At 69.3% G+C, this 13,142-nt stretch carries 20 protein-coding genes; 9 read left to right on the forward strand and 11 right to left on the reverse strand.

Annotated elements, in window-relative coordinates; translation table 11 throughout:
• The 6 genes from ACYVHQ_RS12685 to ACYVHQ_RS12710 form a co-directional block, all read right to left on the reverse strand.
• The coding region (locus ACYVHQ_RS12685; RefSeq protein ID WP_460513597.1) for a hypothetical protein at nucleotides 1–362 on the reverse strand (362 nt) is incomplete at its 3' end.
• A gap of 157 nt (nucleotides 363–519) precedes the next feature.
• On the reverse strand, nucleotides 520–897 hold the full coding sequence (locus ACYVHQ_RS12690) for a fluoride efflux transporter FluC (RefSeq protein ID WP_307785063.1): 378 nt from the start codon (nucleotides 895–897) through the stop codon (nucleotides 520–522).
• Nucleotides 894–1,430, reverse strand: coding sequence for a fluoride efflux transporter FluC (locus ACYVHQ_RS12695; RefSeq protein WP_460513600.1), 537 nt, complete (start codon nucleotides 1,428–1,430; stop codon nucleotides 894–896). The genes ACYVHQ_RS12690 and ACYVHQ_RS12695 overlap by 4 nt, the downstream gene beginning before the upstream one ends.
• Complete coding sequence (gene eno / locus ACYVHQ_RS12700; protein WP_159825006.1) at nucleotides 1,427–2,779, reverse strand: phosphopyruvate hydratase; 1,353 nt, start codon at nucleotides 2,777–2,779, stop codon at nucleotides 1,427–1,429. The genes ACYVHQ_RS12695 and eno overlap by 4 nt, the downstream gene beginning before the upstream one ends.
• Nucleotide 2,780: 1 nt before the next feature.
• Nucleotides 2,781–3,521, reverse strand: a complete 741-nt coding sequence (locus ACYVHQ_RS12705) for a 2,3-bisphosphoglycerate-dependent phosphoglycerate mutase (protein WP_460513602.1) — start codon at nucleotides 3,519–3,521, stop codon at nucleotides 2,781–2,783.
• Nucleotides 3,518–3,988: a universal stress protein gene (locus ACYVHQ_RS12710; protein ID WP_460513604.1), complete on the reverse strand. Its 471-nt coding sequence runs from the start codon at nucleotides 3,986–3,988 to the stop codon at nucleotides 3,518–3,520. Before ACYVHQ_RS12710 ends, ACYVHQ_RS12705 begins: the two co-directional genes overlap by 4 nt.
• Nucleotides 3,989–4,267: 279 nt before the next feature.
• On the opposite strand from ACYVHQ_RS12710, the gene ACYVHQ_RS12715 reads away from it, so the two are divergent.
• The 5 genes from ACYVHQ_RS12715 to ACYVHQ_RS12735 all read left to right on the forward strand — a co-directional run bounded on the left by ACYVHQ_RS12715 (nucleotide 4,268) and on the right by ACYVHQ_RS12735 (nucleotide 6,597).
• A complete protein-coding gene (locus ACYVHQ_RS12715) occupies nucleotides 4,268–4,630 on the forward strand; it encodes a hypothetical protein (protein ID WP_460513606.1) in 363 nt (120 codons plus the stop codon).
• 597 nt (nucleotides 4,631–5,227) lie between these two features.
• Nucleotides 5,228–5,671, forward strand: coding sequence for a hypothetical protein (locus ACYVHQ_RS12720; RefSeq protein ID WP_460513608.1), 444 nt, complete (start codon nucleotides 5,228–5,230; stop codon nucleotides 5,669–5,671).
• Between the two features lie 30 nt (nucleotides 5,672–5,701).
• Entirely contained in the window at nucleotides 5,702–6,004 is a 303-nt protein-coding gene (locus tag ACYVHQ_RS12725; RefSeq protein WP_460513609.1) for a hypothetical protein, read from the forward strand.
• A 3-nt stretch (nucleotides 6,005–6,007) separates the two neighbouring features.
• A complete protein-coding gene (locus ACYVHQ_RS12730) occupies nucleotides 6,008–6,223 on the forward strand; it encodes a hypothetical protein (protein WP_460513611.1) in 216 nt (71 codons plus the stop codon).
• 59 nt (nucleotides 6,224–6,282) lie between these two features.
• Entirely contained in the window at nucleotides 6,283–6,597 is a 315-nt protein-coding gene (locus tag ACYVHQ_RS12735; protein WP_460513613.1) for a hypothetical protein, read from the forward strand.
• 205 nt (nucleotides 6,598–6,802) lie between these two features.
• Here the strand turns inward: ACYVHQ_RS12735 and ACYVHQ_RS12740 are convergent, their stop codons facing one another.
• Nucleotides 6,803–7,732: an NADP-dependent oxidoreductase gene (locus tag ACYVHQ_RS12740; protein WP_460513615.1), complete on the reverse strand. Its 930-nt coding sequence runs from the start codon at nucleotides 7,730–7,732 to the stop codon at nucleotides 6,803–6,805.
• A 91-nt stretch (nucleotides 7,733–7,823) separates the two neighbouring features.
• Between ACYVHQ_RS12740 and ACYVHQ_RS12745 the strand changes: the two genes are divergently transcribed.
• The 3 genes from ACYVHQ_RS12745 to ACYVHQ_RS12755 are packed head-to-tail and all read left to right on the forward strand — an operon-like array spanning nucleotide 7,824 to nucleotide 9,110.
• Nucleotides 7,824–8,318 carry a MarR family winged helix-turn-helix transcriptional regulator gene (locus tag ACYVHQ_RS12745; RefSeq protein ID WP_460513617.1) on the forward strand — a complete coding sequence of 165 codons (495 nt, stop codon included), beginning with the start codon at nucleotides 7,824–7,826 and terminating at the stop codon, nucleotides 8,316–8,318.
• Between the two features lie 43 nt (nucleotides 8,319–8,361).
• Nucleotides 8,362–8,532, forward strand: coding sequence for a hypothetical protein (locus tag ACYVHQ_RS12750; protein WP_460513618.1), 171 nt, complete (start codon nucleotides 8,362–8,364; stop codon nucleotides 8,530–8,532).
• 53 nt (nucleotides 8,533–8,585) lie between these two features.
• Nucleotides 8,586–9,110, forward strand: coding sequence for an AAA family ATPase (locus tag ACYVHQ_RS12755; protein WP_460513620.1), 525 nt, complete (start codon nucleotides 8,586–8,588; stop codon nucleotides 9,108–9,110).
• Between the two features lie 19 nt (nucleotides 9,111–9,129).
• Here ACYVHQ_RS12755 and ACYVHQ_RS12760 read toward each other — a convergent pair whose 3' ends face one another.
• The 4 genes from ACYVHQ_RS12760 to ACYVHQ_RS12775 all read right to left on the reverse strand — a co-directional run bounded on the left by ACYVHQ_RS12760 (nucleotide 9,130) and on the right by ACYVHQ_RS12775 (nucleotide 11,083).
• On the reverse strand, nucleotides 9,130–9,588 hold the full coding sequence (locus ACYVHQ_RS12760) for a hypothetical protein (protein ID WP_460513622.1): 459 nt from the start codon (nucleotides 9,586–9,588) through the stop codon (nucleotides 9,130–9,132).
• A gap of 14 nt (nucleotides 9,589–9,602) precedes the next feature.
• A complete protein-coding gene (locus ACYVHQ_RS12765) occupies nucleotides 9,603–9,833 on the reverse strand; it encodes a GNAT family N-acetyltransferase (protein ID WP_460513624.1) in 231 nt (76 codons plus the stop codon).
• A gap of 6 nt (nucleotides 9,834–9,839) precedes the next feature.
• Nucleotides 9,840–9,986 (reverse strand): hypothetical protein, encoded by a 147-nt coding sequence (locus ACYVHQ_RS12770; protein ID WP_460513626.1) that lies wholly within the window; start codon nucleotides 9,984–9,986, stop codon nucleotides 9,840–9,842.
• A 380-nt stretch (nucleotides 9,987–10,366) separates the two neighbouring features.
• Complete coding sequence (locus ACYVHQ_RS12775; protein WP_460513628.1) at nucleotides 10,367–11,083, reverse strand: cyclase family protein; 717 nt, start codon at nucleotides 11,081–11,083, stop codon at nucleotides 10,367–10,369.
• A gap of 148 nt (nucleotides 11,084–11,231) precedes the next feature.
• Between ACYVHQ_RS12775 and ACYVHQ_RS12780 the strand changes: the two genes are divergently transcribed.
• Entirely contained in the window at nucleotides 11,232–13,133 is a 1,902-nt protein-coding gene (locus ACYVHQ_RS12780; protein WP_460513630.1) for an ABC transporter ATP-binding protein, read from the forward strand.
• The last annotated feature ends 9 nt before the right edge of the window (nucleotides 13,134–13,142 follow it).

Here is a 13,142-nt window from a genome sequence, read left to right on the forward strand (position 1 = left end):
GGCTCGTCACGCGACCGGTAGCTCTCGAACGCCACCGCACTGCGGTCGTTGCTCGCCGGATCACGCACCCCGGAGGCCTCCACCCACAGAGTCCAGTTCCACCGCGTCCGGACGCCAGGCTGCAACGCGCCTTCGCCGACGACCAACACCACGTCCGTGCTGGCGGTCGAGGGCTCGAAGTCTGCGCCCGTGAATGCTCGGACGGACGACGTGAGGCCTCTCGCGTTGATCTCCCGAGCCAACTGACTGCCCATGTCCGAGAGTTGCTCGCCAGCATCGCCATCCACAGCCACGATGCCTCCACCGGACGGAAGCCGACCCAGCATCTCGGAAACCAAGTCATGGATGACGGTGTTGCTCATGATGCTTTCTCCTGCGCACTTGTATGTCGAAACGGAAAGGGGAGTCGGCGGCCGCGGACTGGTGCGGCTGCACGAAGCGGCCGCGAACCTGATGCAACCACGAGCATGCCCCGACGGCAGCCCCCACGAGCATTCGCGACTCGTCAGCAGAAGGGTGTCATGACGTGCCGATGGTGAGGCCGACGAGCCCGGCAGCGACGGCGAGCAGCAGCATGCCCGCGCCGTTGGCGATTCCCGCGACCCATTTCTTCTCGGCTACGAGGCGCACGGTCTCGACGCTTGCGGTGCTGAACGTGGTGTAGCCGCCCATGAGCCCGCCGCCCGCGACGAGCAGCCACTCTCGGGGCATCCCCGCGTGGTCGGCGAGACCGGTGAGCAAGCCGAGCACGAACGACCCGCTGACGTTGATGACCAGGGTCGCCAGCGGGATGGGGGCCGACCACGTGCTGCGGACGACGCCGTCGACGACGAGGCGCAGGGCCGCACCCACGCCACCGGCGACCGCGATCGCGACGAAGAGCCACGGGGCGATCACGACGCCGCCTCAGAACGGCGATGGAGGGCGGCACCGCCGGTGATGCCGGCCCAGGAACCCACGGCGCCGAGCACGACCGATCCCACACCGTAGGCGATCGAGATCGGCAGCGCGTCACCGAGCAGGGTCGCGGTGTCGACCGCGAGGGCGCTGTAGGTGGTGAACCCGCCGAGAACGCCTGTTCCGACGAGGAGGCGCAGGTCGCGTCGGCGACCCGCGTCCGACCCTCGTCGCATCAGCGACTCGAGCAGGAGGCCGAGCGCGAACGCACCGACGACGTTGATCAGCAGGATCGTCAGGGGGATGCTGCCCGGTGCTGCGGGAAAGCTCAACGCCAGGGCTTCGCGCAGGCCCGTGCCGATCGTGCCACCGAGGGTGACGAGTCCGATGAACCGCCACCGCAGGTGCACAGGTCGTTCGGTGCCCGTGGAGTCGTCGACATCGAGGTCCGGGTTCGGGCCCAGCCCGTCGAACTCGTCGCCTCTCCTCGAGGGCAGCGGCGGAAACGATGAGTCGGGTGAGGGGGTGGTCATGCATCGTCCTTCGTGCTGAGGCCGTAGGGGAGTCCGGGCTGATCGGCTTCGATGTCGGTGAGGCGGTTGTACTTGCAGACCCGCTCCCCGCGTGCGGGGGCACCGGATTTGATCTGGCCGACCCCGGTGCCGACGACGAGGTCGGCGATGAACGTGTCGGTGGTCTCCCCGGAGCGGTGCGACACCATGCAGGCCATGCCGTGCGACCGAGCGGTGGCGATCGCGTCGAGGGTCTGGCTGACGGAGCCGATCTGGTTCGGCTTGATGAGGACGGCGTCCGACCAGCCCTTCTCGGCACCTTCGGCGATCCTTTCGGGGTCGGTCACGTAGAGGTCGTCGCCGACGAGCTGCACGCGGCCGCCGAACCTCGACGCCATCAGCGCCCACCCGTCGTGGTCGTCCTCGTGGAACGCGTCCTCGATGCTCCTGATCGGGTACGCGTCGAGCAGTGCACCGTACCGGTCCGCGAGGGCCGCACGGTCGAGGTCCTGCCCGGCGACCCGGTACCGGCCGTCTCCGTCGCCGAACCCGTTCGCGGCAGGGTCGAGGGCGATCGCGACGTCGTCGAGCGCCGCCCGGTGGCCGGCGTCGGTGATCGCCTGGACGATGAGGTCGAGGGCGTCCTCGGGGCTGCTGATCGCCGGGGCGAAGCCGCCCTCGTCGCCGAGGCCCGCGGTGCCGTAGCGGGTCTGTACGAGCGCTTTCAGGGCATGATAGACCTCTGCGCCGGTCTGCACCGCTTCCTCCTCACTGGTCGCCCCGACGGGAGCGATCATGAACTCCTGGAAATCGAGGTCGTTGGCTGCATGGGCGCCTCCGTTCAGGACGTTGAAGTGCGGGACGGGGAGCGATTCGTTCGCCCCCGACAGCAGGGCGATCCACCGGTGCAGGGATAGGCCGGCTTCGCGGGCCAGCGCTCGGGACGCCGCGATCGACGTGGCGACGACGGCGTTGGCGCCGAGCCGCGACCAGTTCGGGGTGCCGTCGAGGTCGGCGAGGGCACGGTCGATCTCGCTGATCCCGGCCCACGGGCGTGAGGTCAGGAGGTCGCTGATCTCGGTGGTGACCATCTCTGCCGCTTTCCGGACGCCCTTGCCACCGAACGCTGCACCTCCGTCTCGGAGTTCCACGGCCTCGTGGGCACCGGTCGAGGCTCCTGCGGGGGCGGCGCCCGAGACGAGGGTGCCATCGGCGAGTTCGAGGTCGACCTGGACGGTGGGGAAGCCTCGGGAGTCCAGGATGGACCGCCCGAGGGCGGACACGATCTGGACGGGGTGTGCACCGCCGTGGGTGACGTAGGTGCCGACGTCATGGGTGTGGATGGTGCGGTTGCTGATGTAGTCGTTCATGTCAGGTTCCTCCTTCGTGGGTGATGACCGCGGCGGCGAGGGCCGCTGCGGCCGGGTCGAGATACGTGCCGCCCCGCGTCAGCGGATGCCCGTCGGAGGCGAGGTCGTAGATCAGGGGGTGGCCGGTCGGGATGTTGAGCGCGGCGACCTCGAGTGGGGTGAGCGCGTCGAGCAACAGGCAGAGTGCGCGGAGGCTGTTGCCGTGGCCCACCACGAGCACGGTGCCGCCGGGGGCACCGGCCTTGACCGCCTCGGCGACGGGGCGGACCCGGACGATGACGTCGAGCAGGCTCTCGGCCCGGGTGCGGTTCGAGGGATCCACCTGACGAAGGGCGTCCTGAGCCCACAGCTTCGCGAACTGCGCGTCGGAGGACGGCGGGGGCGGGATGTCCAGTGAGCGCCGCCACAGGGTGAAGTCCTCCTCGCCGGCTGAGCGGCGAACATCCGCCTTCGTCCGTCCGGTCAGGTCGCCGTAGTCGCGTTCCCGGAGTCGCACGTCGACGGTGGCGGGCACGGTCCACTGGTTCTCGGACACCATGATGCGGGCAGTCTCGGTCGCACGGGCCAGCGGCGAGCACAGGATCGACGCCGGGCGGAAACCCGCCTCGTCGAGCAGGTGTGCAGCACGGCGGGCTTCTTCACGGCCTCCGGTCGTGAGGGGTGAGTCGGTGATGCCGGTGAACAGCCCGTCGGCATTGGCCTGGCTCTGGCCGTGTCGCACGAGGGCGATCCGGGTCGTCACGGCCGGGCCTTCGAGACCGGCACCACGAGCACCGGCACGGGTTGATGGTGTATGAGGAACGATGCCGTGGACCCGTGCAGTGCAGCCTTCAGGCCCGCGGCGAGACCGTTCGAGGATCCGACGACGATCATCACGGCGTGCGTGTCGGCGGCGACGCGGGCCAACGCCTTCGCGGGATCACCGGCGAGGACACGGATGTCGACCGTGATCTGCGCGTCGGTGCGGAGCCGGGCTGCCGTCGCCTCGAGGGCAGATCTGTCGGCGGCGACGTCGTCGTACTCGTCTGGGTCGAGGGGAACGGTCGCCCCTCGGCCGCTGGCGTCGTCGGGGTCAGCGGGGGCGCGGGAGTCGTCGACCTGCACGACGACGAGTTGTGCCGACAGCCGGGCCGCGAACCGGGCGGCGTTCGAGAGAACGGTGTCGGCCGTCCGGGTATGAGCTCCGACGACGATGGTGTCGGTGGTCATCTGGTCTCCTATCTCGGTTCCTGGGCACGCCAGTGGATGAGATAGGGACTGTTGTCGACCTGAGTCGAGGTTGGTGACGGCGAGCCCCACCGCCGTGGCGTCTCCGCCAGGCTCAGTCAAGCACTGATCCGACCAAGCTGCACCTGCTGATACAACATTCTTTTCGACCAAGAAAAGGGTGTGGTGGCCTGTCCCGATAGGGGATCGTGCATCGGGACGCCCGACGATGTCATTCCGAAGGTGGTCGTAGACGGCCTCGTGACGCCGTAGACACGGTGCATGCAGGCAGTAAGTGGGTTCCGGTCGACCAGGACGGCCCTGGCGCAGATCTGGCTCACAGTTCTGCCTCTGCTCGCACTCGTCGTGCTGTGGCCCTCCGCGAGGGGCGAGGCGCCGGCGAGTTCGATGAGCGACGGTGGAAGCATCCCCTTCGTCAGGCCCGACGTCTTCGTCATCATCGAGACGCACGCCCCGGTGCTCGTCGGCTGGGCTCTGATCGTGCTCGGGGCGGGACTTTCCGCCGCCGCTGTGGCCCTGTCTCGCGGCCCTGCCGCGAAACTGCACCGCCTCTCGGTGCTGGGGCGGGTCGCGCTGGTGGTGGTCGCTCTCGGGGGTGGGGTGTTCGCGTCCCTGCCCGTGTAGGCGCACCTCCTCGGATGGAGCAGTGGTGAGGTCCCGGCCGCGGTGCCGTGGTGGAGCAACGCGACGTTCAGCTGGATCGAGGTGCACTGAGCGAGCTGCCGTGCACGACGGCCACGGAGGGCGCACAAGGGGATCCTCGCGCGAGGCAGCGCCATAGCCGCAGAGGCGGCTCGTTCCTCGGCGGCACGACCCCGTGAGTCAGGCCGCGACTGCACCGCAGCTCTGGACGATGAAGCCGCCGAGGACGACCATGACGATGAGAGCAACGACGCAGCCGAAAACGCGCCATCCGAAGGGCTTCATACTCGACCCCATCGAGGAAAGGTCCACCATCGGTCTGGTCCAAGGAGTCGGACGATCGTCTGGCGGAGCGTCTCGCTCTGGGGCTAGCGGCCCTGGCTCGAGACCACGAGGCCGAACAGTGGGTGAGTATCGTCGACGCGGGCTACGAGGGTCGTAACCTTGTCAAGGTGGTCCGTACCCGAAAGCTGGAGCTGGAGCGTGGTAGCGAGCGTCACGGTCGATCAGTACGTGTTGTACGGGCTTCGGTGAGTGGAGCAAGGGGTCCCTACGGGTAAGCGCGTAGAAAATTTCCTGATGTTCGTGCCTTACCTTACCTTTGGCTTCTTTGGTGGCGCGTCGGTCGGCCTGATCTCGCCAGCCGTTGGCACTCTCATGACGTCGGCGCTGGCTTCAAGCGATGCTTTTTCGCTCCAGGGACTGGCCTTGAGCGCGATGGTCGGCTTAGTACCTGCTCTCATCACCATCCCTGTAGGCGCAGCCGTAGGCCTCGGTGTCGCCGTCATCGCGGCAGTGGCTCGGCTCTTCATGAAGAGCTCAAAGCTGTTGGTCCGCATGTTGGTCGTCGGATTCACTGCGGGTGGCTCGTCGCTCCTGATCGCCATTCAGATGCTTTCTGCGGTGAGCAATCTCTCAGACAGCTTTCGGGCACTCACTGCGGCATTCATAGCATCAGGCGCCGTGTGCTCGGTGCTCCTTGCGGAAAGTGCTTGGATCTGGTGGAGAGATCAGTTGTCGTAGATCCTGCAGCAGAGAGCGTGGACGATGCCCATGCCTTTCTACGAGCTGTCTCTGCAGGGGGGCGTCCTGATCTGGAAGAGCGGCGCGCGCCTCGTGCCCGTTCGGTCATCGGTGACTGCGACGGTGACCTGGTGGGATCATGATGTCGTGGAAGGGGAGAGCATCGTCGTTGATCCCGTGACGCAGGTCGAGTTGGTCGTGTCACCAGCGATCTCCGTGGAGCGAGTCCTCGAGCGTGAGCGTCGCCGCCGCGACCGTGAGTTGCGCTCGATCCGGTTCTTCGTCGACTGGGGTCATGCCTATCCTCTCTGGGAGGACGGCACGGGCAAGTAGACGATGGAGCCTGAGGACTACGGGCTCTCGATGGAGCTTGCTCACCGGCTGCGCGAGTGGTGCCAGTTCTTCGAGCGGCACCTCGCCGAAACGGGTCGGGACACCGCGGACCAGAAGGATGCTTCGCTCTCTGAAGGGGATCTTCTGGCCGATGCGCTCGAGCTCGAGGTCTACGACTTCGCGCAGGTTCAGCGTGAGTTCCGCTACGGTTCGGGCTGAACGTCACCTGCCCGATAGACGATCGATCACCGTGCACGTCCACGCCGTACGCTCGCCGCATGCGGCGTGATCGCGACCTGCTCGATATCACCCGGGCCATGGGCTCCCCTCGCCCGAGACTTGTCACCGCGCTCATCGGCGGCATCGGCCTCTTTCTCATCCTTTCCGGCGGCGCCGTGATCGCGGGCACCAGGGAAGCCGGACGATCCGCCGCGATGTGGAGCGGCACTGGCCTGATGGTGATCGGCCTCGCTCGTTGGGTCGTCGAAGCCGTTCTCGCTGATAGGGCAAAGAGTGACGGGCCGTCTCAGGAGAAGATCCGTCGGCGAGACGAACGGCGGCGTCGCCGTGACCCCATCCCAGCTCGCGGTTGAACCACCTCACGGTGCCCGTTCGATGCTCGCCCTCGAACTGTCCCAAGGGTGCGAGTTCATCCATGTAGCGATTCTGGGGCACTGCCAGACTCGAACGCGACCGGTCCTCCACCGCGACCCGCGGTAGAGCGGCGTCCGACAGGCGATGCACCACCGGGCCGGCGACGCCCGATGACCCGGCGCGATCCCTTGCTCGGCGGCGTCATCAGGGGAGCACGACGACCTTGCCCGCGATGCGTCCCGCCTCTGCCTCGGCGTGCAGGGCGGGCAGCTCGGCCAGGGAGATGCGCCTGGCCACTTCGACCGTGAGCTCGCCGGCGTCGACCAGTGCGACGAGCTGCCGGAGGCGGTCGCGGTCGGGCCTCACGAACACTGTCGCGGCGCGGACGCCGCGCGACTCGTCGCCAGGGGTGGCGATGAAAGCGGTCGTGCTGACGACTGCTCCGCCGTCGCGGACGGCGGCCACGTCGGCCTCGAACTGCGCCGGGTCGAGCGGTGCCAGGTTGAGCAGCACGTCGACCTGCCCCTCGAGGGCACCGATGACGTCGGTCTCGGTGTGGTCGACGACCTGGTCGGCACCGGCGGCCCGCACGGAGTCGGCGCTACGGGGGCTGGCGGTGGCGATGACGTGGGCGCCGAGGCGCTTCGCGAGCTGGATCGCGTACTTGCCGACGACGCCGCCCGCCCCGACGACGAGGAGGCGCTGGCCGGCCTGGAGGTCGCCGTCGTCGACGAGGGCCTGCCAGGCCGTCAACGCCACGGACGGCAGGGCCGCCGCGTCGGCGAGCGGGATGCTCGTCGGGGCGGTGAGGAGGGCGTCGGCCGGGGCGACGACGAACTCCGCCGCACCTCCGTCGCTCTCCATCGGCAGGAAGCCGATGACCTCGTCCCCGACGGCCAGGCCGTCGACGCCGTCGCCCAGGGCCTCGACCGTCCCGGAGACGTCGTAGCCGGGCACGTGGGGGAGCGCGACCGGGATGGGGAGGAACCCGCCCCGCATGCCCGCGTCGGCCGCGTTGTACGCGGATGCCGCCACGCGGACGAGCACCTCTCCCGCCGCGGGCGCGGGCTGCTCGATCTCGACGTGCTCGAGGACCTCGGGGCCGCCGACCTGCTCGAAACGCACTGCCTTCATGATGTTCTCCCTCGTCATGTGCTTCGATTTCGAAGCAAGATGGTGACCGTAGCACTGCTTCGAACTGGAAGCAACGGGTAGGGTAGGGAACATGACCGACGCCTCGCCCGCCCTCACGCCGGCGCAGCTCGCCGCGTACTTCGCGTTCACCGAGGTCAGCTCGCTCCTCCGGCCGTCGGTCGAGAAGCAGCTCCGGGAGGCGGGCGGGCTGAGCTACGTCCAGTTCCAGCTCCTGGCACGACTCGGCGACGACCCAGAGGGGCAGCAGCGGATGACCGACCTCGCCGACGGCGTGGTCCACAGCCGCAGCGGCCTCACCTACCAGGCGCAGCTGCTCGAGCAGCGCGGCCTGGTCTCGCGCGCTCCGTCGCCCGACGACGAGCGCAGCACCGTCGTCGCCATCACCGGAGCGGGCCGCGACGTCCTCGCGGCAGTCTTCCCGGGGCACATCGAGACCGTCCATGGCCTGCTCTTCGCTCCCGTGACCGACGACGATGCCGAGGAGCTCGCCCGGATCCTCGGCCGCGTGAGCGAGCACCTCCGGGCGGCGCCGCCCCGTTCGGCGCGGAAGCGCACGTCCCGCTGAGCCCTCAACTCGAGGTGCGAGCGAGCCACGCTGTTCCCCGACCATGACGTCCCGACAGACGATCGGCATCGGGATCGCGGACGGCGAAGCCGTCGAGCACGTCGTCGTGGGGCGTGAGGGCAGCGGGGACATCGAGCTCGACCTCGATCCCTCGGGCCGACTTCTCCGTGTCGAGGTCGTCGGGGACCAGGGCCCGTGCACCGGCATCTCCTGAGCTGCCGCTGGCGCCGTTCGATCCTGTCCAGTAGACAGTCGGCACGGTCGACGATGGAGTTGAAGATGCTGGTCCAGGTGTGCGGGCTCCCGGGAGCTGGAAAGTCCACGCTGTCCGCTGCGATCGCGGAGCAGGTTCCGGCACTGTGGCTGCGCGTCGATGCGATCGAGGCTGCCCTGTGGAAGTACGGCATCCCGCCCGAGCAGTCTGGCATCGCCTCCTACTCGGTCATGCACGCGATCGCGGTCCCGAACCTCCGACGGGGCCGACTCGTCATCGCTGATGCTGTCAGTGGCGTCGAGCCGGCACGTGCCGGGTGGGTGTCGACCGCTCAGGAGGCGGGAGCGTCGCTCCGAGTGATCGAGGTCGTGTGTCCCGACGCCGACGAGCACCGCCGGCGGGTGGAGCAGCGAGTGAACGACCTTCCTGGCTTCACGTTGCCGACGTGGGAGCACGTGCAGCGCACGGCAGTCGAGTACGAGCCCCGCACCGACGACCGGCTCCTCGTCGACAGCACGCGACCGCTGGAGCAGACGGTGCGCCAGGTCCTGCGCTTCTTGGGAACCGACGTCCGATAGCCGATCGCCGATCGAACGGTCACGTGCGGTCGCGACGGGGCGGACCGATGACCCGCGATCCCGTTCCTCCTGCAGCGACCAGAGCCAGCAGGATGCCGCCGACCACGACGACGCGGCGGAGTGGCGAGCCAGAACGGCTCGGAGCAGATCCCTCGGAGTCCATGGCTTCCTCCTGCCCGTCAGGAGCGCTCGTCGTCCCGGTAGCCGATCGCTCACCGAGGCCGGTGGTCGTGTCCCTCCCGTCGTCACTCGGGACCGCGCTGTAGCCGAGCTTCCGAAGGTGCTTCGTCAGTCGCAGCAGGTAGATGCTCGCTACGGCTCCGGCAGCAGCCGCCAGGAGCAGGAACCACAGCGGGAAGTAGTACCCGGCGAAGCCTGACCCGGCCGTGGCCAACCCGGTCAGCTGGGCAGCGAGGTACGTGATCTCACGGGGGAGGAGGCCCCAGACCTCGACGTCCTCGAGGAGTGTGGTGCTCATGGGTCATCTTCCCGCTACCTGCTCCTGCGGAGCCCGATGGGGGATCGGCTGTCGGAGGTTCGAGCGACGGCCCACTCGCGATCGAGCATGGCGTACTGGTAGCCGTCGACCCAGCCCAGGTCGGCGTGCCAGGAGTCCTCGACGCCGTGCTGTTCGCGTCGCATGCCGTTCTTCTCCAGGACGCGGGCCGAGGCGATGTTGTCGGCGTTGCAGCTCGCTGTGACGCCCTGCGTGCCTCGGGGCATCCCTGGTTACCCCAGACCGTCGGTGACGTCGAGGAACCCCGAGCCGGCGAGTCGGCCGTCCAGCCCGGCGACGCACGAGAAGTCGCTGTCGCTGTCGGCGATGCTCGCCCACTCCCTGGCGTAGGCGTCCGGATCGACGTGGGTGCGGAGCATGAACCGGTTGACGACGGGGCCGTTCCGCAGAGCGATGAGCTGGTCCGCATCCTCTGGCCGAGGATCGCGGAGGAGGAGGGCCCCGCTCCGAGCGGGCCACGGAGAGGTGCGCACGCCGTCATCCTCTCAGGAGCCACGCCTGGTGACCGATCGGCGGCCGGACGCCCGAGAGAGCACCCGGGTGACCGCTGACGGACACGTGCTCACGGGCCAGCCGCCAGAACGGTGGGACGTGGTCGCCGGGCAGCACGCCGACCGCGACCACGAGGAGGAGCGCGAGGGCTGCTGCCGACAGTGAGGTGGCCACCACCGAGACACGACGTCCCTGGCGGCGAGGGAGGACCTCGTCGTGCCCGGGCGTGCGGCCACCATCGAGCGCTTCACGGTGCCTTCGCGAAGGCCCGGACCGGGAAGGTGCCGAAGCCCTCGATCTTCGGGGGCACCGCGGTGAACAGGGCTCCGCTCGAGGGGAGGTCCCCGAGGCCGGTCAGGTGCTCGACCACGTGGATGCCGGAGGCCAGGAACACCGAGTGCGCGGGGCGGGTGCCCTGCGCGTCGGCGGACGTGTCGTCGATGTTCACCGAGTCGATGCCGACCAGTGCCACCCCGTGCTCGGCGAGGTGGTGCACGCCGTCCTCGGTGAGGAACGGCGCGTCCGTGCCGTACTCCGGGGTACCGAAGTGACGGTCCCATCCGGTGTGCAGCAGGACGGCCTTGCCCCGCACGTCGCGGTCGTGGAACACCGAGGCGGGGATCCCGCGCTCCGTCGCGCCGGTGAGGTGGAAGACCTCCGTCGGGAGGTCGACCAGCGTGGCGAGCGACAGCGCGGCGAGATCGGCGCCGCCCTCGTACCGGTGGAAGGCGGTGTCGAGGTACGTGCCCGTGTTCCCCGGCAGGTCGATGACGTCCATCACGAAGGTCGTGCCGGGCGCGTACCTGTCCTCCGCCTGTGCGCGCGTGAGGTGCGGGGAGATGACCGGGGCCGGGACGCCGGGGAGCGTGACGACGCCCTCGGCGATCGTGTGGCTCAGATCCACGAGCCGGTGACCACCGATGAGGGGGACTCGGGCATCGACGACAGAACGGTGCTCATCCATGGATCGACCGTAGTGTGGACCACGCGTCGTCCGGACGGCACCGAGGGTCGGGTCGCTCCGTGGCGCACCTCCACCTGCCTCTTCTGCGGACCAGGGCCTCGGGTGCGCGCCCTCGAGGTCGGGCTTCGGGCCCACGGAAGGAACCACCATGAGCATGGAAGGCGCGGCCTGGAGCTCGCTGTACAAGATCTCGACCGCCAGGGACGCGAAGCGCGGCTTCTCGCGCGAGTCCGTGCGGCGGATCCTGACGTTCGCGGTGCCCTACCGGTCCAGGCTGCTGATCTTCATCGCCCTCTCCGTCGCGGGGGCCTTCCTCGCGGTCGCGACGCCCGTGCTCGCCGGCCGGGTGGTCGACGTCATCGTCGCCCGTGGCGAGGTCCGCACCATCGTCTGGCTCGCCGTCGTCATCGCCCTCGTGGCCGTGGCCGACGCGGCCGTGTCGCTCGTGACGCGCTGGTTCTCGGCGCGCATCGGCGAAGGCGTGATCCTGGACCTCCGCACCGCGGTGTTCGACCACGTGCAGAAGATGCCGATCGCGTTCTTCACCCGCACGCGGACCGGCGCCCTCGTCAGCCGCCTCAACAACGACGTGATCGGCGCCCAGCAGGCCTTCAGCGGCACGCTGTCCGGTGTGGTCACGAACCTCGTGGCGCTGGTCCTCACGCTGATCGTCATGCTCAGCACGTCCTGGCTCGTGACGGTCCTCGCCGTCGTCATGCTCCCCGTCTTCCTGGTGCCCGCGCGGCGCATGGGCGGACGCTTGGCCGCGCTGCGCCGCGAGGCCGCCGATCACAACTCCGCCATGAGCACGCAGATGACCGAGCGCTTCTCGGCGCCCGGCGCCACGCTCGTCAAGTTGTTCGGTCGTCCCGACGAGGAGTCCGAGGAGTTCCGGGTCCGCGCCGCCCGCGTCCGCGACATCGGGGTCCGGACCGCCATGCTGCAGTTCGTCTTCGTCTCCTCGCTCATGCTCGTCTCCGCCCTCGCCCTCGCGCTCGTCTACGGGCTCGGCGGCGCCCTCGCGCTCGCCGGGCAGCTGGACACCGGCGAGGTGGTCACCCTGGCGCTCCTCCTCACCCGCCTCTACGCGCCGCTGACCAGCCTCGCGAACGCCCGCGTGGAGATCATGAGCGCCGTGGTGAGCTTCGAGCGCGTCTTCGAGGTGCTGGACCTCGAACCGCTCATCCGGGAGGAGCCCGACGCCGTCGTCGTCCCCGACGGCCCGGTCGCCGTCGAGTTCGACGACGTCCGCTTCGCCTACCCGTCCGCCGACAAGGTCTCCCTGGCCTCCCTCGAGGAGGTCTCCACGCTGGACACCCGCGGCGGCGAGGAGGTGCTGCACGGCGTGTCCTTCCGGATCGAGCCGGGTCAGACCGTCGCCCTCGTCGGGACGTCCGGTGCCGGCAAGTCGACGATCGCGCAGCTCCTCGCGCGCCTCTACGACGTCGACGGCGGAGCCGTCCGCCTCGCGGGGACGGACGTCCGCGACGTCACCTTCGCCTCCCTGCGGCACACCCTGGGCATGGTGACGCAGGACGGCCACCTGTTCCACGAGACCCTCCTCTCCAACCTGCGCCTCGCGAGGCCGGAGGCGACCGAGGACGAGGTGTGGGACGCCCTCCGCCGGGCGCGGCTCGAGCCGCTCGTCCGGTCCCTGCCGGACCAGCTGGACACCATGGTGGGGGAGCGCGGCTACCGCCTGTCGGGCGGCGAGCGGCAGCGGATGACCATCGCGAGGCTCCTGCTCGCCCGGCCGCGCGTCGTCGTCCTCGACGAGGCGACGGCGGCGCTGGACTCGACGTCCGAGGCCGCCGTGCAGGCGGCGCTCGGCGAGGCGCTCGAGGGGCGCACGGCGATGGTGATCGCGCACCGCCTCTCCACCGTCCGCAGCGCGGACCTGATCCTCGTGGTCGAGGACGGCTCGATCGTGGAGCGCGGTACGCACGACGAGCTGCTCGCCCTGAGCGGGCGGTACGAGGAGCTGCACCGGACCCAGTTCGCCGTGCAGGAGGAGGTCGCGGCGGACGAGGAAGCGCTGAGCGGGCCCTAGTCCTCGACG

This window comes from Frigoribacterium salinisoli (assembly GCF_054781095.1).